Raw genomic sequence first — 22950 nt, forward strand, 5'->3', positions numbered from 1 at the left:
TAATATCAGCCGTCACTTCAGCCATGAGTACATCACCTCTCCAGCAATATATCGACCCCGCAACACACTAATTGCCGCATTCATCCCCTGGGGACTCATCTCAAACATCGACACAAAACGGGCAATTTCTCCAGCAGTAGTTTGTCGCCAGTATTCACTCGGCATCGGATTCAACCAAGCAAAATAACGCACCGACTGTTGTAACTGCTCAATCCACTCCTTAGTACTATCAACCCGTTCAGAGTCAAAATTCCCCCGTGCGGCTCCAGCATCGCTTACAATTAATACCGCCGCTCGTTCGCCAATTTCCTCCAATACTTCAGAAACAGCCTTGGCATCAAGCATTGCCGGATGACGATACAAGTATTCATCCGGGTAGTCATGAAAATAAAATACATTGGTTGTTCTCAGTCGTCCTCCCCGTTGTGCCGTTTCCACCAACTGCCGCGATAAATCGTGAAACGGCACCATCGAGCCTTCTTGGTCGATTAGTAGCACTAGATCAGTACGATTGGTGCGGGGCGGCATCATCACGGGTTGTAGTAAAATACCCTCACGCCCAATTTTTGCCACAGTCGCCTCAATATCTAACTCAGTGGGTACTCCTTGGCGCTCCGGACGACGCAAATAACGCCAGCATTGCTTCATTTGTCGCTTGGTAACGGGAAAATATTCTGTTAAAAGCATATAGCGAGGGCGTTTCATCTCCCTATCCCCGCGACTGCTCCGCACAGCTTGCACTGGTTCTGGGATGATACCAGGTGTCTCTAAATCAGACGATTGGTCGTCAAGTAATGACTGCTCATCTACAGGTGAATTATAAGTATTAGGTTTTGTACTTTTGTCTTCTTGCTCTGACTTTGGCCACCACATCTCCCTAAACAAACGTCGAATCAGGCGATTTTCCTCCTCAGATTTTGCCCATAATATACAGCATAGCTGCTCTAATTCTTGATGATCGCTAATTCCAAAACCTGCTTCTAAACTACGTACAACCACCAGATATTCTTCAACCCCCAATGGCAAACCATGCCGCGATCGCAGGCTGTTAAAAATATCCAGCAGGGGTAGTTCTTCAAGCTTCATATTTCAAATACCGCAGATGGTCTTCCCATTTCTTGAACAGAACTTCTGGAAAAGGTATTTCTCCCTCCAACTGCTTTAACACCTCATCTTCAGGAAATTGCCGCAACACTGCAAACCAATCTAACAATTCACTGGTACTAACTTTTTTACCTGCTTTACCCTTCTCCATCTTCTGCCGTAATTCGCTAAAACGCTTCACCGCAGCTTCCACCAAATCAGAGGAAGATTCCAAATAGTGTGACTTGACAATATTAGCTAACTGTGAATAAGGAAACTGAATATAATAAAACAGACAACGCCGCAGGAAAGCATCAGGTAAATCCTTTTCATCGTTGCTGGTAACGATGACAATGGGGGGGTAATTTGCTTTTACTTCTTCTCCCTTTTCTTCAATCGTAAACCTCTGCTCATCTAACTCTCGCAACAAATCATTGGGGAAGTCAATATCAGCTTTATCAATTTCATCAATCAGCACTATAGTGCGTTGTTCATTTTTAAACGCACGTCCCAAAGGCCCCAGTTTGATGTAATTGTCTAAATTCTCGACTTTGGAATTGCTAGCTTCCCCCATGCGAGCAAGTTGAGCATCGTGCAAACGACCAACAGCGTCGTAGGTGTAAAGTCCATCCCTGGCTCTGGTCGTAGACTTAATATACCAAGTTTTGTAGGGTAAGCCCAACTCGTAAGCTACCCCTTGCGCTAAAGTGGTTTTACCACATCCCGGTTCACCTTTGAGCAATAGGGGACGTTTTTCCAGAAAAATAGCGAGATTAACAGCTTTAATGAGTTCGGGTGATGGCAAGTAAGGAGAAAGCCCATACTTTTGACACTCTTGGGGTGAAATTGGCTTGCCAGCATAATATTGCTTGCCATTGGCGGTGAGTACACTTGCTAAATCAACCATTTCGCCAAATCTCCTTCCCAACTCAAATCAAAGTGCGTGCAAATTTCTTCATAGACAAATTGAGGAATGCCGTTATCGGACTTTTCCCATAAACGCTGATAAGTTAAATCAGCAGGTATCTGCAAATCACGAAATACTTTCATATCCCTTAGCCAATCCTTTAAGACATCGGTTGCAAAAGGGCTAACAGGTGGCAAGCACAGGGGAATTCGGGGATACTCCGGTTCATCAAATTGCTTTGCTAGCATGATTTGTGATTTACAAACACTGCCATAATTATCAACTAGGAACATCAACAAATGCGTATTTTTCAGTGGTGGATTGAGCTTTCCCCTATCTACTAGCGGTTCCCAAAACTCCTGAAGCCAACCACAGAGAACGTTTGGCAGCATACAGTCAACTTTTTCAAAGATGAGAATGACATCTTGAGTCTGCCAGCGATCGCAAATTTTATCGATAATGTATTCTGGTTTAGTATCTATTGGCAGTAGAAAGGAACGAGCTAGTTGTTTCCACAAGCGTTCAGTACTGCGGTAAGCCGCATTATTAGTAACATCGTTTTTAATTGGAGAGTTATTCTTCCATGCTGATTTGATCCGGAATAAACGAGTAACCAGTAATTCTTGTCCACAGTCAGGTTCCCCGTGAACCAGGAATGCAGCTGTTCGATGTTGTTCCAATACATCTTCCACTAACCGCACCTGCTGTTTAAAGTCTATTTGCAGCAGTAAATCAAACAGTAAATGTGGTGGTGTAGAAATAGTTTGGGTTGCTGCTGGCGGTAGAAATTCTACAATCAGTGCATCGATAGTGGCTTGGACATCAATGCCCACATCTTCACGAATTACCTTTAGTAACGCACAAATTGCTGGTTTCCCTGGAGTAACTTCACCAAATTCCACCAGTTTGACGAACATATCCACGATAAACGAATCAGTAGTTAAACTCCAATCCAGACGGTTTAACACAGACGCACCAACCAACGCCCTTGTTAAATGTCCTCGACGCTCGTCCTTATTCTCCATCAGAGGTCTAAGCAGAGGCAATAACTTGTTTATTAAATCGCTACCTATTGCCATCAGTTCACTAGCACTGGAAAGGGGTGTATATGCCTGGGAAGTTTTGGTTATCTTACCTCTATTACTTTTATCATCTTTGAAATCAAACAGATATAAGCGTAATTAACAAGGTATACCCCAAATCCTAATTTTGGAATCATCAGTACCACTAACTAAAATTTTGGCATGAGGACTGAAAACAAGAGAATTTACCAAACTTTGAGGTTCAAGAGTCTGTATCAGTTCTCCCGTTTGATAATTCCAAATTCGGATTGTATTATCTTCGCCTCCACTGGCGATAATTTTTCCGTCTGGACTAAATGCGATCGCATTTACAGAATCCGTGTGTCCAGTAAAAATACGCATTTCATAGCTATAATTTGTATTCCACAACTTTATTGGTGAATTGAAAACACCTTTATCGCCAACATTACTACCTCCACTACCAATGGTTTGTCCATCAGGACTAACAGCAACTGAACGAATTGATCCTACCGAACTGTCGAACCAAGATACCAGAGAACCAAAAAAGTCGGAAGGACGATTTAAGGTACGTATTCTCTCCCCATTGCGCCAATTCCAAATCATTATTGCACCATCAAGACCACCGCTTACTAAAAACCGCCCATTACGGCTAAAGGTAACAGAATTGACATCCCATCCATGCCCCCTTAAGGTGTGTAGCTTTTTTCCGCTACTGTGATGCCAAAGTCTAATAGCAGCGTCAGAATGTCCAGTAGCGAGGGTTTGCCCATCCGGGCTAAAGGCAACACAACTAGTTCGTAAAGAAACCAACGAACTGCCTAAAGTTTGTCTAAGTTTACCAGTACTTACATCCCACAACTTGATAGTACCATCCTGAAACTCCATGTTGCTGGCACTTGCCAAAGTTTGCCCATCTGGACTAAAGTCAACAGCAAGAACTGGGCTGGAGTGTTCTGTTAAAGTAGTTAGCAGTTCTCCAGTCGTCAAGTTCCATAATTTTATTGTGCGTAGGCGTAGCCCGTCGTAGACATCGCGACTGCCACTAGCAATAGTATTCCCATTTGGGCTAACGGCAACGGATAAAACGGAGTCTAAGTGTCCGTTTAGAGTTTTTATGCTGATGTAGCAACCATCAACTTGGTTTTTCTGTTCTGTTAATTCTTTTTTAATTTCTTGCAGTAGTTCATCTATGCTTACCTTTACGTCTTCTCCCACGTCCTCACGAATCGCTTCCAACAAAGCACAAAGTGCAGGTTTACCAGCAGTCGTTTCACTTAAGGCTACCAATTCCCTCAACATATCTGTGATGAAATCATCCACAGGCTGATTGAAGACCAAGCGATTTAATACAGGTGTACTCATGCCTAGCGATCGCATTAAATATCCTTTACGCTGGCTTTCGCTTTGCATAAGTGGTCTAAGCAGACGCAATAATTTTTGGATGATGTTGCTACTTATCGCCATCGGCTAACTATTTCGTCAAACGAGTAGAAATTTCTGGTGCGTTGCTTTTCAGGTCATTTAATAGAGCGATCGCACTCGTTCCTGCATTACGTAAATACCTCCGTTGCGTACTTGGTTCTACTAACATCCCACCGCTATGGTGAATACCAACTACCTGAAAATCATCATCGAAAACAGGCGACCCCGATGAACCTGGTTCTGTACTAGTAGTATACTGTAATACCTGATTATCGGCGTAAGCGACAAAGTTATTTTGTATGGAGATTTTCTTTAAATGCCCACCAGGATGCTGAATAATTGCTACGCGCTCATCTCGCCGCATTGATTTACTTTTGAAGATTAAGGGTTTGCCGAAGTCGGGTACTTCTTTGAGGGTTACTACTGTATAATCCAATTCTTCATTAGTGTAAAAAGCACTATCCGGCAAAGCCCCAATAGTCTGTGTTGGGCATTCTTTACCGTTAATATCCAGTTGATAGTTGAAGCTAAAATTACTTTTTTCTGCTACTTCCTGGCTGTTGATAACGTGATTGTTCGTCATTAGTAAATCGGGTGCAATCATAAACCCCGTACCCGCACCTTTGGGAGTAGCAATACGCACCACAGCTTTTGAAGCTTCTAGAGCTAAGTTTAAAATGTAAATGTGGCGTAGGGTATTTTCCCCGATAATTTTTTCTTGTATGTCAACTATACTATCAGTTCCGCGCCAAGAATCAATAGAGCGATCGCGAGTACTGGCAACATCTAGGAGAGGATATATTTGAAATAAGCCCAGAATAAAATCTTTATCATCACCATCGCCGATATAGTTCTGAATATAGTTAAGGAAAACTGCCAAAGCTTCTTTACCGTAAGCAACCTGTCCAAACTGCGACAAAAAGCTTACTATCCTTACAGAGAAACTCATGGGACTACCTTCCCAATCTACCCGTGCTAGTATTATCTCTGCTTTCGGATCTCCTCCAAAAGCTCCTGTAAGAAAATCTCGGCGATCGCGCACATTAGCAAAGTCTGGTAAATTTTGAACAATGCGGGTGAGGCGTTGGAAGTCAGGTTGTGATAACTGAACGGTCAATGTCACTACTCTTATAGCAAGTATCAATAATACTTATTAATTACTGTGAATATTGACTTTTAGTTTAGTGTTTATTGTTCCAAGTTACTCTGGGTGTCTTCAGTAAATCGCAGCATAGCTTGGGCAGAAATCACACTTACTGATCTTCCACATCGTAGATTGTCACCTCCCCTACAGCTAACCAGTAACTATTGTTGTCTCATGCTCTCGACACAAACACTTCTAGACGTATGTTTACCACAGAATATATTTTTATAATTATTATTTAGCTCCGCTTTATTTAATTTATTTTTTGTATAAATATTTATACTTCCTTAACAAGGAAATAATTTGGGCATTGCATCTAATTAAAAAACAAATACTTCCAATAAATCCAAGTTGATTCAGCAGCGAAAACCAATCTCTAACTCCTGATTTTTTTTGGTAATATATATGTACGAGATGCACAGCAGCGTCTCCAATCATTAAAGGACTTTTAAGGCGTTTACCTTCAGCAAGTAAAGCTATAAAAGCTTTTATAGCTTGCGAAATATTTCCAGAATTTTTAAAAGTACGCGCTTTATTCGCTAACACTTCAGCAACTGATTTATCAGGATAATCAAAATTACAATATGCTGCTTCTGCATATTGCAAGTACTGTAATGCAGCCTCATAGTTAGGATCGGGGTTTTTGCTATAAGCAGCTCCTGCTAAGTTAAATATTAGACCTTGACGTTCTGCAAATGATGTATTGACAACACTGAGTCCCGATTCTGTCGCTTTCTTAAATTTTGTAATCGCTTCTTCTATATTTTCTCTGGATTGCAAAATATTATTTTTACAATATTCTAACCAGCTTATCCCAAAATAAGTTAAGGCTAAGTAGTGTAAATTATTATTTATAATAGAAGTTTCTTTGGATTCATTAAATGTTTTTTCTGCCTCCTCTAGTTTGCTAGCTTTCACGTAAGCCATACCTAAACTATATAAAAAGCGTCCTCTATCAAAAACATGATCTATTTGATATATAAGTGACATTGATTCTTGATATTTTGAGATAGATAAGTTCATCTTACCCATGCGGTCATATAAACTACCTAAATTTAATAGCGCATCCGCTTGCCGATATACGTTACCTAATCGAGACAATATTTCTACAGCTTTTTGTAAATGCCATTCTGCTTTTTGATGTTTCTCCAAACGTTGCAAAGTAGTGCCAGCACCGATATGATTTAATGCTAAATGAGTTTCATCACCCACACTAATACTATACTCAATACCATCTGTATGATATTTCAAAGATTCGCGTAGTTGACCAATCTCTTCTAAGTAACGTCCAAAACCATAGAATAACCAAGGACTATCAAAGCCTGCTCCAATACGGATTTCTTCTTCTGCCCATAATCCCCAATATCTCCAGTCTTGAGTTAAATCACAGTAATGTAGTAGTACCTGGCAATATTTTCTCCTATTAACAACCTTAACTTTATTAATCATGTGGCTAAACAACTCATTAATATCTAAAACTATTTTCTTACTGTCTTCTCCTTGATGTATATATAACTTACTACTATATGCCTCAACTTGAGAAATGAGTTGATTTGACATATTCTCATGACCAAGCCCCGTTGGGGCGGGGTGTAGGGTGTGGGGTGTGGGGTGTAGGGAAAGAGATAGCCCCAACAACCAGTGGGAAACATACGCCCCGTCTTTTAAGACGATTGCGTTGGTCTCTTAATCATACGCCCCGAAGTGCGCCGTCTTCTCCCTTACACCCTAACCATGCAACCCCACACCCTTCTTGTTGACGTTTTAAGAGTATACGAGATATGTACTCATCATTTACTTTAGTTGTTTTTCCTATCACATTATTCATACCTTGACTGTAATGTTTCGTTCACATAGCGAGATGTAAAGGAGTGTAATGAGACTTTTTTTCTACCTACTTCTGGTGTGCTTAATTCAATAAGTGATAGTTTGTCTAATCTCTCAATACCACCATGCACTTCTTTTTCAGTCAAGTCATCTAACCCGTACAGTTCTTTAATAGAAATAGGGTCAGGCATGACTGCTAAATGAAGTAGTAAAGAGATAGAAGCTGCATCATCTTGTTCCATTATTTTTTGCCAACTAGTTTCAAAAAGATAATCATATAAATTACGTTCTGTAGACACTGACCGTAATCTTTCTATAACGTCATCAAAATCCACGAACTCTACTTGACTAACAAATAGTTTCATTGCCAGAGGCATCCCCGCAGTCACATCTAAAACTTTTTCTATTTGGGAATCTGGCACTTCTTGTAAAGGGTTTTGACTTGGAGTTGGATATTTTTATTTAGCTATTTGTAAAATAAATTATTTAGAAATATTCCGATTCATTTTTTCCATCTTAACTTTTGCAAGCTTTCCGCCCACATTTTCACGAGTTGTTAAGATTACACTGCTTTTCCCTAAAATAGGGCGTAGTTTGTCTGCTATTTTTCCAGGACTTTCTGTATCTTCTAGCCCATCTATAACAACTAAGCAACGATTTAATATTAGATATTTATTAATTTGTTGTTGGAGTTTATCTAGGTCTTTGCCTAAATTTACCCAATTAGGAATTCTTAGTTCTTCTCCTATTTTCTTAAGCGCATCCTCTACGGTTAATTGTGAATCAATGATAGATTCTCGTTTGCCAAATGCGTCAGTTTTATATTCACATATACGAGCGCGAACCCATGCAACCCTTTGGAAATTTATTTTTTCGTAAGCACTTTCAACTAATTTGTGACAAAAAGCTGTTTTACCCATACCACCCATTCCAACAATGCTGAGAATTTGGGTGGGGTCTTCCTCTAAGCACTTAAGCATACTTATCAGTTCATCATTGCGACCGATAAATTTACCGTAGTGTTTCTCACTTTGCCATGTTTGATTATCTAACAAATGCCTACTACCATGCCGTTGAAGGTCATTAACAGGTGTTGTGTCTGTTGGTGTGGAGGAAGGTAAATTAATTAAGCGCGGTTTAGCCTTTCCTTGAATTAGTTTAATAGTCTGACCGTGGTTGCTAATCAATGGAGATTGAGGAACTTTCGTCATGTCGTAGTATGCTTGTAGCTTCTGCTCAACTGAAGCTATCAACGTTCGGTTTGTGATCCACTCAAACTCTGGAATTACATGGGGGTTAAGTCCTGACAAAAGCGCCCCCGTTAGTACCCCATGCTTACCATCTAACTGCTGATAGGCAACTTCATAATCACGGGATGCTGCAATCAAAAAGCGATCGCATCCCGAACTATGTCTTCCCAGTTCGGTATCTTTGAAATTGAGCAATTCTCCACTAAAACAGCAATCCAGCCAAATAACCTGCTGTTGTACAGAACTTTGCTGTAAGATATCCCATAAATCTCGCAGCGAATAACCCCAATGGTTTTTGCTGGGACTAGCATCACTGGTTGCTAAATAACCTTGCGTCAAACTTTGTCTTAATTGCTTTCGCAGTCCATGTCCTGTAAAAAATAACAGTGCTGTTTCAGGAGGTTTCCCACTTTCTGGGAGAAATAAATTGAGGATAGCTTTTTCTAATTCTTCTATCTTGAGAGGTTTATCTGGGTCAACCTGCAATTTTCCATTAATATCGCTAGCAGGTAAGCGTGTTACTCGGAAGTTGTTGTGGGTTTCTAAAAGTTGGGCGATCGCTTCTGCGTCAGTTGCAGGGGTGGTGAGATGCTTATAGTTACCTGTCGAATCTTTGAGGAAAGGGTACTTGTTGATTCCTACGACTAAAGCATCTCGGCTCATGTGGGCAGTGTCAGGTTAAGTGTTTTTACTTAGATATATATTATAACTACAAGACGGCATTATTGTTTTTCTGAAAGTTAGTGAGTGCGATCTTGTTTGCCACCAAAGTTGCTGTGTTATATGTAACAGTATTGTTCTATTTTAGTGGAAATATCATAGCCATTAAGTGCTATTAGTACTTAACTTTCGTAGAGTATTCGATTGTGCAAATTCACGAATTCAGATACAATGACTGAATCAAGTTTTGTACTTATACTTGTATAAGGTATATCAAAAATTATTTAGTTAATTACACAAGCAATAAACTGTAGTTTATGAAACCATTTCTGTTCGTAACTGATTTAGATTACACGCTTGTGGGGGATAAGAAAGCTTTAGAGCAATTGAACAAAGAATTAGACAGCCATCGGAAAAAATATGGAACTAGGATTGTTTATGCAACAGGGCGATCGCTTACACTATATAAGGAGTTAACAGCAGAACAATCGCTTCTCGAACCTAATGCACTTATTACTTCGGTAGGGACTGAAATCTACTTAGATTCCAAAACATACAAACTTGATTCAGAATGGTCAGAAAAGCTATCTTTTGGCTGGAACCGCAACTTCATCGCAGAAATTGCAGGAAAATTCCCAGAACTAGTTCCTCAACAGCAGTCAGAACAGGGTCCGTTCAAGGCGAGCTATCTTATTAGTGAACAGGATGCTGTAGAAATATTACCCCAGTTAAAGTCTGAACTGGAAAACAATAGTTTGAAGTTTAATTTAATCTATAGCGGTGGCAAAGACCTTGATGTTCTACCCCTTTATGCTGATAAAGGGTTAGCAGTGAAATTTTTACAACAGAAGTGGGAAGTTGATTCCTATACAACAGTTGTATGTGGTGATTCTGGAAATGATATAGCTTTATTTAGTGCTGGAGAAGAACGAGGAATTATTGTTGGAAATGCTCGTCCAGAATTACTTGAATGGTACAAGGCTAATTCAACTGATTACCGTTATCGCGCTCGATCTTCTTATGCTGCTGGTATTTTAGAAGGCTTACAATACTTTAAGTTTCTGTAAAAACATTTGGCAAGTAAATATCCCACTTTTTAGACAAGAGGTTTCTCCAGACTATTGATACCAATCCGCGTTCTAAAACGTAACTCTCAAAATCTGGATTTGGAATTCGGGAGTTGGAAATAGGAATTTATAAATTACGGTTATGAATGCAAATTGGTATGAGAAACCTCTTGATTGTATTTCCTCAATTAATTATCGCTCCTAAAGCGATGAGTGTAGCCTGTTGAGCATTGGTTAAACCCTCAACACCGTTAATTTTCATACTTTGATAAGGTTTACTATTAGGTTCTATAGTATCGATACATTTCCCTGTAAATATATTCCATGTTTTGATAGTTTGGTCTTGACTACTACTAACTAAAATTCCACCTCTTGGGCTGAACATCAAAGATTCCACAGCCGCTTCATGCCCTTCTAAGCAAAGAAGAGGCTTTTTAGTATCAAGACTCCACAAACTAATAGTTTTATCATGTCCGCTACTTGCAAAAAGCAGACCATCGGGATGAAAAGCAACAGTCAGGATTCTATCTGTACGATCTTCATGATCGTCAAAATTATCAATTAATTTTTTGCTTTTGATATCCCATAATTTCAGTTTGTGATCAAATCCTCCGCTAATAAGGTAATTACCATTTGGGCTAAAAGCAATGGAGTGAACCTGGTTATGATGCCCTTTTAAGACATGAACTGCATTAGTTTCATAATTCCACAATCGTATTGTTTTGTCACGACTGCTACTTGCTATTAAAGGCTCATGAGGACTAAAAGCAAGTGATAATACACGATTAGTATGTCCATTACGAGATTCATCTAAATCGTTGATAACTTCACGATTTTCGATATCCCATAAAATTATCTTACGGTCGTTACCACCACTAGCTAATTTTTTACCATCAGGGCTAAAAGCTAATATCCGCACTCTATCGGTGTGTTGTTCCCTCAAATTAGCATATTCTCGCCACTGACTATTTTGTAATCGCCATAGACGTATTGTATTATCTTCGCTGGCACTAGCAAGCATATTACCATCTGGGTTGAAAACTACTGACCAAACCCAATCTGTATGCTTTGAAAGTGTTATTACGGGTTCTTTATTACATATTCCTTCTTGAATATTCCAAAGCCGGATTTTATTATCTTCACTCCCACTTACAAGCATTTTGGCATTAGGACTAAATGCGACTGACCAAATCCTATTCGTATATCCTTGTATAGTTTTTTGGCATTTACCAGTGTTAATATCCCACACCTTAATAGCATGATCGTCAGCACCACTAATTAGCAAATTTTCAGGGTTAGGACAGAAAGCTACAGAACGTAACTGATTCTTGTGCCCATTCTTATATGTCCCTAGTATTTTTAAACATTCACCATTATCAATATTCCACAACCTAATGTTATGATGCTCATCAATTCCACTAGGATTTTTGTCGCTACTGCCACTAGCAAGGGTTTTACCATTTAAACTAAAAGCAATTGTCCATACTTGCTTTATCTGATCAGATTTTAAAGTTTTAAAAGATTCATTAATATTCGTCTTCCATAATCGGATTGTTCCATCTTCACTACCACTAGCAATGATTGCACCGTTGGGACAAAATGCAACACAACGTACTGCCTTTTCATGCTCTTTCCAATTCTTTAAAAGCTGAGGACGGTTAATATCGCTAATGTCCCACAAGCACACATATCCATCTTGACTACCACTGACTAAAGTATGACGATTACTAAAGGCAATAGAGTATACTTCTTGTTGTTCAAGGTCGATTTTCTGAACTTCTACACCTTTATCTACATCCCATAAAACTATATATTTATCTCCCGCACTAACCAAAATATTTCCATCTAAATTGAACTTAATAGAGTAAATGCATTGATCGTCGTTTAGTTCATTGAGTTTTTTTTGTGATTTGACATCCCATAATCTGATAGTTTTATCTTCTCCTGCACTAGCTAATATTGATCCATCTGGGCTGAAAGCTACTGACCAAACTTGATGATTGTGACTCTCTACATCGCTAAATAATCTCAGCTTGTAGCTGTCAATTTCCCACAATCGAATATTACCACTAGCATCTCCTGCTGCAAAATACTTTCCATCGCAGCTGAAAGTAATTGAATGAATGCAACTCAAAGTTTCTGAAAAAGTCGATTTATAAAATTGTGAATTTGTGAAATCGACATCATGCAACTCTGCATTTTGCAAATCAGCATTCCAAACAGGAATATTAGAGAAATTTTCACCAGTTAAATCAGTTCCCAGCAACAAAAGTAAATTCAGGATATTACCTCCCAGATACCCCTCTACTGGCTCTTGCTCACGCCACTCCGATAAAATCGTTTTTAGGCGTTCTTTGACTGGTTTATTTCCACCAAATTTCTTCAGTAAACCCTTTTTAATCGGCTCAAGTATACGATACTTTTGTACATCTTTAATATAGTCTTTTGCATGAGCCTGAAGTAAAGAGCATTGGTTAAATAATTGTGGCTTTTGCTTGACTATTTCATCAATAATTGTGTTAATCAATCGATTAATAACATAATCCCTTACCATTGGTACTAGGTTAAAGCCTGAAGATTCTTTATTAATCAATGTTAGATATTCTAGATTATAAGAGTCTCTAATATCTTTATGATTAATTGGCTCATTTTCAATAGCGAGTAGATACAATATTTGCTTTTTCGACTCATCTAATTCATCGAATTGATAACCTAAAAGATTATGAATTCCCTCTGGTAAATCTTGAAGTATAATATCATACTCATCATCTTTATAAACGTGGATTTGTTTAATACTATGCCTTTCTCTGTATTCAATATAGCTTTCAAAAAATCTTGAAATTTCCCCATTATATCTATCCAAAATTATTCTATATACAATATTGAGAGCTACAGGATTACCTCCATAGTAATCAACTAAACCTGTCCAATAATTTTCTTCAAATTCTGTAGCGTCACAATATATATCTGGAGAAAATGCATCTTTTACATCTTCAACTTTTAAGCCATTCACTAAAACAGTTCGATAGTAACGATTGTCAATTTTGTGATTATTTAGTTCTAGCAGGTGCTTATGACTTGTTAATAATAAACAACTTTGATGTGAGTTTTGTATAATTTGTTCGATAAATTTCCCAAACTCTTCCCAGCCTTTTCTGTAAACTTTGTGTCCATCATTATCATGAATAATTTCCGTAACATCATCCAGTACAAGTAAGCATTTATTTTGTTGAAAGTAGTTAATTAAATACTTAATTCTATTGTTGATATTTTCTGAACTATGTTGAGCTTGAGAGTGAATAGAAAAAAATTTAACTAAATCATCTATTAAAACGTGAAAAGAAGAAGTAAGACGCAAGTTTTTCCAGATAATATACTTGAAATTATTCTTAATTTTTTCTTTGAACTTAATTGCTAAAGTCGTTTTCCCAATTCCCGTCATGCCAACTAAGCTGACTAAGCGACATTTATCGGTAAGGACAAACTGTTCTAATTCGTCTAATTCTGCTGCCCGACCAAAAAAATTAGATACATTAGGAGGCATTTCTGCTAATTCTTCTATGGTATCTAGATTTAATAAAGAATTAGTTACATTCTTATTATCGTTTCGATTCGACTTAATTTTTGTGAAATTTTGTTTGCCTTGAATTAGATTAATGATTTCGCCGTGATTACTAATTAAAGGAGATTGAGGAACTTTCGTGAGTTGAGAATATTTTTTTAGCTCTTCACGTACTACTACATTTAGTTTGTCGCTAGATAACCACTCACCACCTTGTAATTTATCAGGGTCAAGTGCTTTCAAAATTGCCCCTGTAAGTATGCCATGTTGTCCATCTAATTGCTTAAATGCAACTTCATCACCGTGCGATGCGGCTATCAGACTACGATCGCGTCCGGAACTTTGTTGCCCAATTTCACTTTCCTTAAAATTAAGCAATTCTCCGCTAAAACAGCAATCCAGCCAAATAACTTGTTGCTTTACTGAACTTTTCTGCAAAATATTCTGTAATTCTCCCAGTGACATACCCCATTGTCCTTTGCTGGGATTAGCATCGCTAGTTGCCAAAAAACCTTGTTTTAGTCCCAAAGGCTTCCGCAGTCCATGTCCAGCAAAAAATAATAACGCAGTTGCTGGAACATTATCGCTATCTGGGAGAAAGAGTTTTACAATCGCTTCTTCTAACTCTTCTGCCTTAACAATTTTATTCGGGTCTACCTGTAATTTCCCATCAATTACACTCTCTGGTAGACGCTTGACGCCAAAATCACCATATTCCTCCAGCAATTGCGCGATCGCTTCTGCATCAGCAGCAGGAGTTGTCAGGTGTTTTGCTGGACTTGTCGGTGTATCCTTTAAAAAAGGATATTGATTGATACCAACTACAAGTACATCTCGTCTCATAGTAAATAAGCTACATTGATATATTATAATCAGACACCTTGCTCAATGAATTTTTCCATTGACAAAACTCTCATAGCTCTTTTACTAGCTCTTAAAGAGCTACAAATTCCGTTGAGCCAAGACGAACAAGCAATTTTGCAAGATATTGGACAGCAGCTTGATATAGACCCTGATTACTGGGACTTTATCCAAGAAGAGATAACAGCACTTATTGAAGCTAATTATACCTTAAACCAGCTTTTTCAAACCAAAATAGCCAAATTAGACGCATTAGATGGTCAAATACCTAGAGATTTTCTGCCTAATTTAGCTGAGTTAAAAAAAGAAGTTTTTGGAGAAACAAAAGAAATAGTAACCTTCGATGGTCAAACCAGAGGTGAGAATTACGATCGCTCAAAGCAGGTAATTAACATTACTAGTACCATCCTACTTACGGAAAACCAAGACCAAACCACAAAGCAACTCGTTTTTTTAGAACAAATCTCTGAATATGTAGAAAACTATCGTTACTTTAATACTTACTTCACTGACACAAACAACAAAATAACAATCCCACCAACCGAACCTCTAATTCACGGACAGACTTATTTCCTATGTATAAATATTAGCCCTGAACCGCAAGGAATAGATACAACTCTCTTCCCAGATAAAACCTTAACTCAAGTATGGAATAACCAAGAAACCCTGTCTCTAGATGTAGTGGTTGCTTCTAAGGATTTCATTATCGATACAAGCACCAAAAAACTAATCTTACCCCGCAGTGGTGCATCAGATATTGTACAGTTCACTGTTAAACCTAACTTATTTGAAGGTCGGGGCTACATGCAGGTGGAGTTGTTCTACCGTGGCTATCTACTTCAGTCCAAACAACTGACAGTCTTAATTATACCCATAGCCAATGCGGAAATTCCTGATTCTCTACGTCCACCTCAAACTGCTCGTATTACCTTCACCACCACTGACTTACTCACTACTGAGCAGCTAGCACTACTTCCTGAACGAGTGTTAACCGTAGATGTGGAACTTGACCCAAGGGATGGCAGTATTGGCTTTCGCTTTCTTGACCGCACCTACAGTAACAAAGAACTAGCATTTTACGATACTACCTTGCAACCTGCCGCCTTGGGGAGTGCGATCGCCGCAATTCGTCAACAACTTTACTTAACTTTACATGACGGATATTGGGGACAAGTTGAGGGAAGCATGGAGCTACTAAACGCTTGGCTTCCTAAATTAGCGGATGTGGGACATGACCTTTATCGCCAACTCCTACCCCATCATTCCAGTAACTTACTGACAGATGACCAAGAGGAAAAATTACAAGCTGCAACTCTACCAAATACAGTGATTCAAGTCAACCCAGTGTTAGGAAAAGTAACAATTCCGTGGGCGCTGTTGTACGAGCGTAAAGTTAAACCTAGTAAACAGAATCGGGTGTGCGATCGCTTTACCGAGCATGACTTAGATTGTACAAATTGTCCCAATAAAAATGACCAGAAAGTTATTTGTCCCCATGCTTTCTGGGGCTATCGTTATTCTATCGAACAACTACCATGCTGGTCAACTAGCAAACATCCTGCTCCCATCGCATTAGTCCGACAAATTCAAAATAATCAGCCGTTGCAGTTGAGTTTCAATGTATATCGGGATTTTCAACTTTGGCGAGAGCATTTACCCAAACTAAAAGCTGCTGGCTCACTAAATATACTACGTGCAGAGGAAATGTTAGAACTAGAAAATATTTGGGAGGAACATGGTAATCTATTAGATTTAGTATACTTTTACTGCCACGGTGGTTTAGAGGAAATGCCCAAACGACCGTATATAGAAATCAGCGATGAGCGAATTTACAGTAATTTCCTTGAGTGTTATGAATCAACTTGGAAACATCATCCCCTAGTATTTCTAAATGGCTGTGCAACAGGGGACTACGGCCCGGAAAGCTACGTCAGTTTAATTGATGATTTTTTGAATGCGGGAGCTAGTGGAGTCGTTGGTACCGAATGTCCAGTATCAGAAAACTTTGCTGAATACTTCGCTACTGAGGTATTTAAGCGTCTGTTTACAGGCGAACCAATGGGACTAGCAATGCTTGCAGTACGCCGAAAACTCCTGGAACAGCATTACAATCCCCTTGGCTTAGTCTATTCTTTGTATGCTGCCCATGAAATTGCTTTAGCACATCCTGTATCCCAAACATAATATGAAACGCTGGATTTTTGTTGTTGTATGCTTATTACTAATTTGCCCCACATCTGCGTTAGCTGAAACTAATATTACGGTGGATGCTAAAGATAATCCTTTGCAAATTAAGGGTTGGTTGAATGAAGAAAATACTCTTATAGGAAGTATACGCCTCTCCGCTCCAGCGGCGGTGGAACAATTCATATTTCTCGCTTCCGACTTGAAGCGTCAAGAAGGCGATGAAATAATTGGTCGCCAGCAGATATCATTTATTGGCGAAACTAAATTGCCACCAGGCGTACCTAAAGATTTTCAGGTTAAAGTCAGCAACCCCCAGTCACCAGGGACATATAAAGGACAAATTCAAGTATTACTTCCTGGTCAAAAACCGCAAGCTATTGATATCACTTTGTTGGTAAAAGCTAGACCAAAAATGACACCGTTGCGGGGAAATGAACAGGTGCAGTTACAATTAACCCAATGTAGTTGGTGGTTGGATTGTAGTTTGGCACATTTATTGTTTCCTAAAAGTGCCTTTTTGCAAAGTTGGGATTTAGCTTTTGATAACACACAAGATGCACCTGTGAAAGTGAATAGTGCTGAAGTGTTGTTAAAAGGAGAGCAAACTAGCTATCAATTAAATTCTAACCAAATTAAAGTAGCTAATATTCACCAAATTTTCAAACCCAACCAAATTGTCAAATTGCCATTAACTTGGGATACAAATAAAATCCCCTCAGACCGCTATACAGGAGCAGTCTATTTAAATTTAGAAGATGCTAAAGAACGTTTAATCATTCCAGTAAATTTAACTATGCGAATTGCACCCATAATGCCACTGTTGGTGTTATTTTTCGGGATTATTTTGGGAAGATTAATTAAATATATGCAAGAAAAAGGTATTCCCCAATCGTCAGCACTAGCTAAAGTTAAGGAACTAGAAAAGCAAGTTGCTCAAACTGCTCCAGCAGACCAAAAGATTATCTTGCCAATGGTGGAAGAAGTTAAGCAATTGGTGCAGCGGATGAAGTTGGAAAAAGCAACAGTAGAATTAGAGAAAGTTACTGCTCGTTGGGAGTGTTTACAGCAGCTACGCACTATCGAGCAAAAGTTGGAACCACTCAGAAACTATCTCCAAGTTCAGGGAAATAATGGTATTTTGCAAAAAATTAAAACCGTGCGTTCGCAAATTGACTTCCGACAAGATGAACAAGCAAAAATCTTGGTGGAAGAAGTGCAGCAAGATGTAGTTAAATTACAATCTCCAACAATGATGGGACCAGGTAAAATGCCTGATATTAACTTGTCAGAAGTGGTAATTAATTTCAGGAAAGCTGTTGTTGCTGTTGGTAATGTGGTTGAATCTGGGGTAAAAAAACCTGTAGATAAATGGGTTCTGTGGTCGCAGAAAGTGCTTACATTTATTTCTGGAAGTGAGTTTCGCACTCAAGCAACTTATTGGTTTGCGCGACCTTTATTTTCTCTGGTGTTGTTAATTGGTTTATCAGGAGTGGGGTTACGTTCTCTTTACATACAGAAAGGGGCAACTTTTGGTGCTGACCCTTTTTCTGATTATTTAGGGTTGCTAGTTTGGGGACTGAGTGCAGACGTGGCAAGTCGCAGTTTAAGTAATTTGGCTGAGACAGAGGCAAAAAAAGAGTAACTTTTTCGCACTCGTAATGGATCTGATATCGTGTCCGGTTAAAGACTTATCATTTAGACCGCAGGGGGCACATCTTGCAGGGGGAAAGAGGCTTTTCCGAGCTCCCCCCATTTTGGTAAACTATCTACACGTTGGTACATAGGCGGGTGTAGAAATGGCAAAAGTTGAACGCGAATCAATTAACTTCAAACTCCCTAAAGCCTTAACAGCAGCACTGAGGAAAGTAGCACGCGATCGCAACACCACCGCCACCGATTTGGTCATCGAGGGACTGCATCACGTCCTGGGTTCGGTTCCGGGTACAGAATTGGGTGTAGAAACTCGTCTACACCAACTCGAAAAACAATTAAATCACCTCGCCAATAGTACAGATGGGCGTGTAGACAGTGGTGTAGAGAACAGACTAAGCTCGTTAGAGCAGAAACTAGAAGAATTCGCGTTGCGGTTGGCAAAAATTGAAGGAGCGATCGCAACCCTTAGTCAGCAACGATCGCATACAGGTGGAGGCTACAGAAGGCAAGCTTTTAATTATCATCCTCCCCAGCTAGAACTTCAGCCTTATAAGAGTGAAAATTTAGCCAAAAGATTGGGAGTTGATGAGGCAACCCTAACAAGAGAGCGAGAAAATCAGAGTGAAAGTGAGTTTGAAATTTGGTGTCGTCGTAAAGACCCAAGTCCCGTGGGGTGGCGTTTTAACTCGAAAGACAAGCTTTATCATCCAGTGAAGTGAAAAGTGAAATCTCTTTTTGTAACTGTTGCTGATAATACTGACGAAGATTGTAATTTGTCGGCTGACAAAGTATGCGTAAATCAGATAGTGTGGAAACAGTCATTATCACACTATTTTTTCTGTTATGGCTGATGGGCTAAGTGAAAACATCACTCTTTTAGAAACGGCATACACCCTAGCGATTGGGGATGACTTTTGTATTGATGGCGACCCAGATGTAATCGACCAATTACTTGCTGATACGCGATCGCCTAATACCAAACGAGCCTACGAGAAAGATTTACGGGATTTTTTCTTGTTTATATCGGGACGGCTGCCCGACCAAAATTTAGTGTTAGAGTTTCTGCACCTAGAGCAGCGTCACGCCGTCGCGGTGGTGTTAAAGTACAAAGCTCACCTGGTCAATAAGAAGAAACTTGCAGAAGCAACAGTCAATCGGCGGCTGAGTGCAATTAAATCTCTCACCGCGATGGGGCGCAAGTTGGGGGTGTGTAACTACACGCTCGAGGATATTAAAGGGGAGAAAGTTGAATCGTACAGAGATACAACGGGTATACCACCCACCGATTTTGCCAAAGTGTTAGCGTTGGTGAATAGAAAAACTCTTAAAGGCAAGCGAGATTATGCAATACTGCGGCTGCTGTGGGATAATGCTTTGCGGCGTAGTGAAGTATGTAATTTGAATGTCGGCGATTTTAACGCCCAATCAAGTACTTTATCTATATTAGGTAAGGGTAAGGGGACGCAAAAAGTAGTTGTTGATTTAAGTCGCAAAACTGTGGAGGCTCTAGCTGACTGGCTGATAGCGAGTAAAAGGGCAAGTAAATTAAAACAGCCGCTATTTACAGTAATTGCCTACAACGGCAATGGTCAACGCCTCACTGGGGAAGCAATTCGCCGGCTGGTGGATGGGTTATGTAAGGCATCGGGTATCACCAAACAAATGTCACCCCACCGCATTCGTCATAGTTCCATCACTACTGTTTTGGATAAGAACAACGGGAATTACCGCGCCACGCAACGATTTAGCCGCCATGCTAAACCTGATACGGTGATGAAATATGATGATAACCGGCAGAAATTGCAGAAGCAAATGACCGATATATTGGCAGATTTGGTGTAATTGGAAAACTTTAACTTTTTGATATCACCCTTAACGATAAGCTCGGCGTATACACCCCCTACGCTTTCAGCCACAAATCTTATATTTTCGTGTTCGCAAAGATATTGTTAGCAAAAATATGCATTCTTTTTGGAAGGGGGAGTGCGAGTGCGCGATGGGGCGCGGGTGAAGAAAGCACCATTGCACTTGTAAGTAGGGGTGGAAACGGGCGAACGCGCTAAAATTGCGTAAAAATTGTTTACTTGATAAAAATAATTTTATTATTTGTTAATAATCACCGAAGAAAGCCAAGTTTATTAACAAGTAATAATTTCTAAAACCATTGTTGTAGCTAGGTTTTACTGATAAAACTAAGTTATTTTCTGTAACTTCGCACTAACCATATTTTACTAGATTTTACAATTTATAATTCAAATAAGTCTACTGATACTTTATATCTTGGTATGTTGCTCATCTGACAAGGGTATAAGCAGATTTTATCTAATACTTTTCTTGGTGCAGTTATTTGTAGAATGACGCTGTACTCATTATGTCTGCGGTAACCGTGCGAGGTAAGCTCAGGAAGTTACCAAATAAAATCAATTAATCATCATTAAGTAAATCTCAAGTTGAGGTAAAAAGCTATGGTTGCTCGCAGTCGCATCCTTACTTGTGAAGCTTTGCAGAGGCTTAAAAATGCAATTAGTAAAAGATTTCCATACAAACACTATCCGCGAATTTATGTGGGTTCATTCGGTTCAGACTATAACTTTGCTGAACTACAAAAGCAAATGGAGGAGTATTTTGATTCTAGTTTCTCAATTTGCCCTGATACGCTGCGAAAAATTCTGCGTCGTGAAAAAGCTGATAAAAAATCTCTCACAGGCTTATTTCAATTTTTCGGAGAATCTTTGGAAGAAGACGAAATGATTGTTCCGATAGATAAATTACTAACGAGCAAATCATCGCAGTATTGTCAGCGAAATAATTTGCGCCAGCTTCCCTACTATAATTTACCTCAAATACCTCATATACAGTTTATTGGTCGTTCTGCTGAGTTAGAACAACTGTTACAGCTTTTGCGTTCAGATTATCCGCGACCAATTATTAGAATAGACGGCTTGGATGGGTCGGGTAAAACAGCCTTAGTTTTGGAAGCTGCTTACTTGTGTTTGGAAGCTAAACACGGTCAGCGCAGAATCAATGCCCCAATATTCGATGCTATTATCTTTGTTTCTGCGAAAGAGAAGAGTTTTTCTACTGGTGACGACATCGATTATTTTTTGAGGAAGTATACTTTAAATGAAATTATTCGCACTATAGCTTCTACTTTGGAAGATCCATCGATTAACCGAGCTACTGGACATGAGCAGTTCATTCGCATATGTAAGAGCTTGAAAAAGCAACAAACTTTATTGATTGTAGATGATTTACATAACATGATTGTAGAGGAGCAAAGAAAAATTATCAGTTTTTTATCTGAACTTCCACCTACTACAAAGGTGGTTCTTACAACTCGTAGGCAGGAATCTTTATCGCATATTCGTTTAGGTTGTTTATCTGAAGAAGAAAGTTATCAATTAATTAGGCAGCAGCTACAGGAAAAAAAAATTACTCTTGCTGATGAAGACATAAATCGTCTTTACGAGTCTTTTTCAGGAATTCCTATTGCATTTATCTACTCTATTGGTAAATTAGTCAGTGGTTATCCAATGGATAGTATAATTTGCGATGAATGTAAAATAAGAAATGATGTAGCTAGTTTTTGTTTTGAGAATTCAATTCAGTCGATTAGAGGGACACCTGCTTATAATTTGCTAGCATCAATTTCGTTATTCCCTGATTCTGCTGATAAAGATGCTGCCATCATGGTAGCTGGCTTAAGCCAAGAGCCTAAACATAAAGTTAGCGACTATTTTGTTGAGTTAAGTAACCTTTCTCTCATTTCGGAGCAAGAGGGAAGGTACGTGATGCTACCTATTACTCGTAACTATACTTTGAGAGAATTTCCCCAGTACCCAGAATTTGAGAGAGACGCAAGAGGTCGTTTATTTGACTGGTAATGAGTGGCTGCCTACTAATTCGGATAAACTAAGCCTTATATTGTCTGCTCTGGTTTAGCTTGCCCATCTTGGTATAGTCTTTTAGACTCAAATGAGATGCTCCCAGTAAAATGTTCAGTCTGAACAGTTTGTCTTTTAATCTGTTACAAACTGTATGTATAGAAACACTTTTTCGCTCTTATTAACCCAGTACTGAGAAAGCGGTTATTACCGGGCAAGTCTTTAATTTATACTCAGCCTGTATTTTCCAAGGCAGGGAATATTAAAGTTAGAAGCCTGCTTGGTAGTTGGTAGCTACTAAGCAGGCTTTTACAAATTTCTCTCTCAAAGGAGGTGTAAATCTAACAACTTCAAAATGCAAGGATAAAACCTGCTGAGTTTGCTTGATAGTTGGCAGCTA

15 protein-coding genes are annotated in these 22950 nt (G+C 39.1%); 6 read left to right on the forward strand and 9 right to left on the reverse strand.

Annotated features, from left to right (window positions below):
• Window positions 1–12 precede the first annotated feature (12 nt).
• The 8 genes from AABK37_RS16085 to AABK37_RS16120 form a co-directional block, all read right to left on the reverse strand.
• On the reverse strand, window positions 13–1086 hold the full coding sequence (locus tag AABK37_RS16085; protein ID WP_432552566.1) for a VWA domain-containing protein: 1074 nt from the start codon (window positions 1084–1086) through the stop codon (window positions 13–15).
• Window positions 1076–1990 (reverse strand): AAA family ATPase, encoded by a 915-nt coding sequence (locus AABK37_RS16090; protein ID WP_432552567.1) that lies wholly within the window; start codon window positions 1988–1990, stop codon window positions 1076–1078. The genes AABK37_RS16085 and AABK37_RS16090 overlap by 11 nt, the downstream gene beginning before the upstream one ends.
• Window positions 1978–3069 carry an XRE family transcriptional regulator gene (locus AABK37_RS16095; protein ID WP_432552568.1) on the reverse strand — a complete coding sequence of 364 codons (1092 nt, stop codon included), beginning with the start codon at window positions 3067–3069 and terminating at the stop codon, window positions 1978–1980. Before AABK37_RS16095 ends, AABK37_RS16090 begins: the two co-directional genes overlap by 13 nt.
• 102 nt (window positions 3070–3171) lie before the next feature.
• Window positions 3172–4497 carry a WD40 repeat domain-containing protein gene (locus AABK37_RS16100; protein ID WP_432552569.1) on the reverse strand — a complete coding sequence of 442 codons (1326 nt, stop codon included), beginning with the start codon at window positions 4495–4497 and terminating at the stop codon, window positions 3172–3174.
• A 7-nt stretch (window positions 4498–4504) separates the two neighbouring features.
• The gene (locus AABK37_RS16105; RefSeq protein ID WP_432552570.1) at window positions 4505–5578 is read right to left on the reverse strand and encodes a trypsin-like peptidase domain-containing protein; all 1074 of its coding nucleotides are present in this window, start codon (window positions 5576–5578) and stop codon (window positions 4505–4507) included.
• Between the two features lie 279 nt (window positions 5579–5857).
• Window positions 5858–7159 carry a tetratricopeptide repeat protein gene (locus AABK37_RS16110; protein WP_432552571.1) on the reverse strand — a complete coding sequence of 434 codons (1302 nt, stop codon included), beginning with the start codon at window positions 7157–7159 and terminating at the stop codon, window positions 5858–5860.
• Window positions 7160–7419: 260 nt separating this feature from the next.
• Complete coding sequence (locus AABK37_RS16115; protein ID WP_432552572.1) at window positions 7420–7848, reverse strand: hypothetical protein; 429 nt, start codon at window positions 7846–7848, stop codon at window positions 7420–7422.
• Between the two features lie 60 nt (window positions 7849–7908).
• Window positions 7909–9339 carry an NB-ARC domain-containing protein gene (locus AABK37_RS16120; protein WP_432552573.1) on the reverse strand — a complete coding sequence of 477 codons (1431 nt, stop codon included), beginning with the start codon at window positions 9337–9339 and terminating at the stop codon, window positions 7909–7911.
• A 314-nt stretch (window positions 9340–9653) separates the two neighbouring features.
• Here AABK37_RS16120 and AABK37_RS16125 point away from each other — a divergent pair, with 314 nt between their 5' ends.
• Complete coding sequence (locus tag AABK37_RS16125; RefSeq protein ID WP_432552574.1) at window positions 9654–10403, forward strand: sucrose-phosphate phosphatase; 750 nt, start codon at window positions 9654–9656, stop codon at window positions 10401–10403.
• Between the two features lie 184 nt (window positions 10404–10587).
• On the opposite strand, the gene AABK37_RS16130 is transcribed toward AABK37_RS16125, so the two are convergent.
• Entirely contained in the window at window positions 10588–14808 is a 4221-nt protein-coding gene (locus AABK37_RS16130) for an NB-ARC domain-containing protein (protein ID WP_432552575.1), read from the reverse strand.
• Window positions 14809–14853: 45 nt separating this feature from the next.
• On the opposite strand from AABK37_RS16130, the gene AABK37_RS16135 reads away from it, so the two are divergent.
• From AABK37_RS16135 to AABK37_RS16155, 5 genes are all read left to right on the forward strand, one after another.
• Window positions 14854–17010, forward strand: a complete 2157-nt coding sequence (locus AABK37_RS16135; RefSeq protein ID WP_432552576.1) for a CHAT domain-containing protein — start codon at window positions 14854–14856, stop codon at window positions 17008–17010.
• Between the two features lies 1 nt (window position 17011).
• Window positions 17012–18655 carry a hypothetical protein gene (locus tag AABK37_RS16140; protein WP_432552577.1) on the forward strand — a complete coding sequence of 548 codons (1644 nt, stop codon included), beginning with the start codon at window positions 17012–17014 and terminating at the stop codon, window positions 18653–18655.
• Window positions 18656–18809: 154 nt separating this feature from the next.
• The gene (locus AABK37_RS16145; RefSeq protein ID WP_432552578.1) at window positions 18810–19385 is read left to right on the forward strand and encodes a hypothetical protein; all 576 of its coding nucleotides are present in this window, start codon (window positions 18810–18812) and stop codon (window positions 19383–19385) included.
• A 124-nt stretch (window positions 19386–19509) separates the two neighbouring features.
• Complete coding sequence (locus AABK37_RS16150; protein ID WP_432552579.1) at window positions 19510–20508, forward strand: tyrosine-type recombinase/integrase; 999 nt, start codon at window positions 19510–19512, stop codon at window positions 20506–20508.
• Between the two features lie 623 nt (window positions 20509–21131).
• Window positions 21132–22550: an NB-ARC domain-containing protein gene (locus AABK37_RS16155; RefSeq protein WP_432552580.1), complete on the forward strand. Its 1419-nt coding sequence runs from the start codon at window positions 21132–21134 to the stop codon at window positions 22548–22550.
• Window positions 22551–22950: the final 400 nt, after the last annotated feature.

This window comes from Tolypothrix sp. VBCCA 56010 (genome assembly GCF_050875635.1).
In the GTDB taxonomy this organism is placed as follows: Bacteria; Cyanobacteriota; Cyanobacteriia; order Cyanobacteriales; family Nostocaceae; genus Hassallia.

Excerpts from the sequence above, each read along its gene's own strand:
- AABK37_RS16130 (WP_432552575.1), bottom strand. The coding sequence starts at position 14,808 with ATGAGACGAGATGTACTTGTAGTTGGTATCAATCAATATCCTTTTTTA.
- AABK37_RS16085 (WP_432552566.1), bottom strand. The coding sequence starts at position 1,086 with ATGAAGCTTGAAGAACTACCCCTGCTGGATATTTTTAACAGCCTGCGA.
- AABK37_RS16090 (WP_432552567.1), bottom strand. The coding sequence starts at position 1,990 with ATGGTTGATTTAGCAAGTGTACTCACCGCCAATGGCAAGCAATATTAT.
- AABK37_RS16135 (WP_432552576.1), top strand. The coding sequence starts at position 14,854 with ATGAATTTTTCCATTGACAAAACTCTCATAGCTCTTTTACTAGCTCTT.
- AABK37_RS16095 (WP_432552568.1), bottom strand. The coding sequence starts at position 3,069 with ATGGCAATAGGTAGCGATTTAATAAACAAGTTATTGCCTCTGCTTAGA.
- AABK37_RS16110 (WP_432552571.1), bottom strand. The coding sequence starts at position 7,159 with ATGTCAAATCAACTCATTTCTCAAGTTGAGGCATATAGTAGTAAGTTA.
- AABK37_RS16140 (WP_432552577.1), top strand. The coding sequence starts at position 17,012 with ATGAAACGCTGGATTTTTGTTGTTGTATGCTTATTACTAATTTGCCCC.
- AABK37_RS16100 (WP_432552569.1), bottom strand. The coding sequence starts at position 4,497 with ATGGCGATAAGTAGCAACATCATCCAAAAATTATTGCGTCTGCTTAGA.
- AABK37_RS16145 (WP_432552578.1), top strand. The coding sequence starts at position 18,810 with ATGGCAAAAGTTGAACGCGAATCAATTAACTTCAAACTCCCTAAAGCC.
- AABK37_RS16150 (WP_432552579.1), top strand. The coding sequence starts at position 19,510 with ATGGCTGATGGGCTAAGTGAAAACATCACTCTTTTAGAAACGGCATAC.
- AABK37_RS16120 (WP_432552573.1), bottom strand. The coding sequence starts at position 9,339 with ATGAGCCGAGATGCTTTAGTCGTAGGAATCAACAAGTACCCTTTCCTC.
- AABK37_RS16155 (WP_432552580.1), top strand. The coding sequence starts at position 21,132 with ATGGTTGCTCGCAGTCGCATCCTTACTTGTGAAGCTTTGCAGAGGCTT.
- AABK37_RS16125 (WP_432552574.1), top strand. The coding sequence starts at position 9,654 with ATGAAACCATTTCTGTTCGTAACTGATTTAGATTACACGCTTGTGGGG.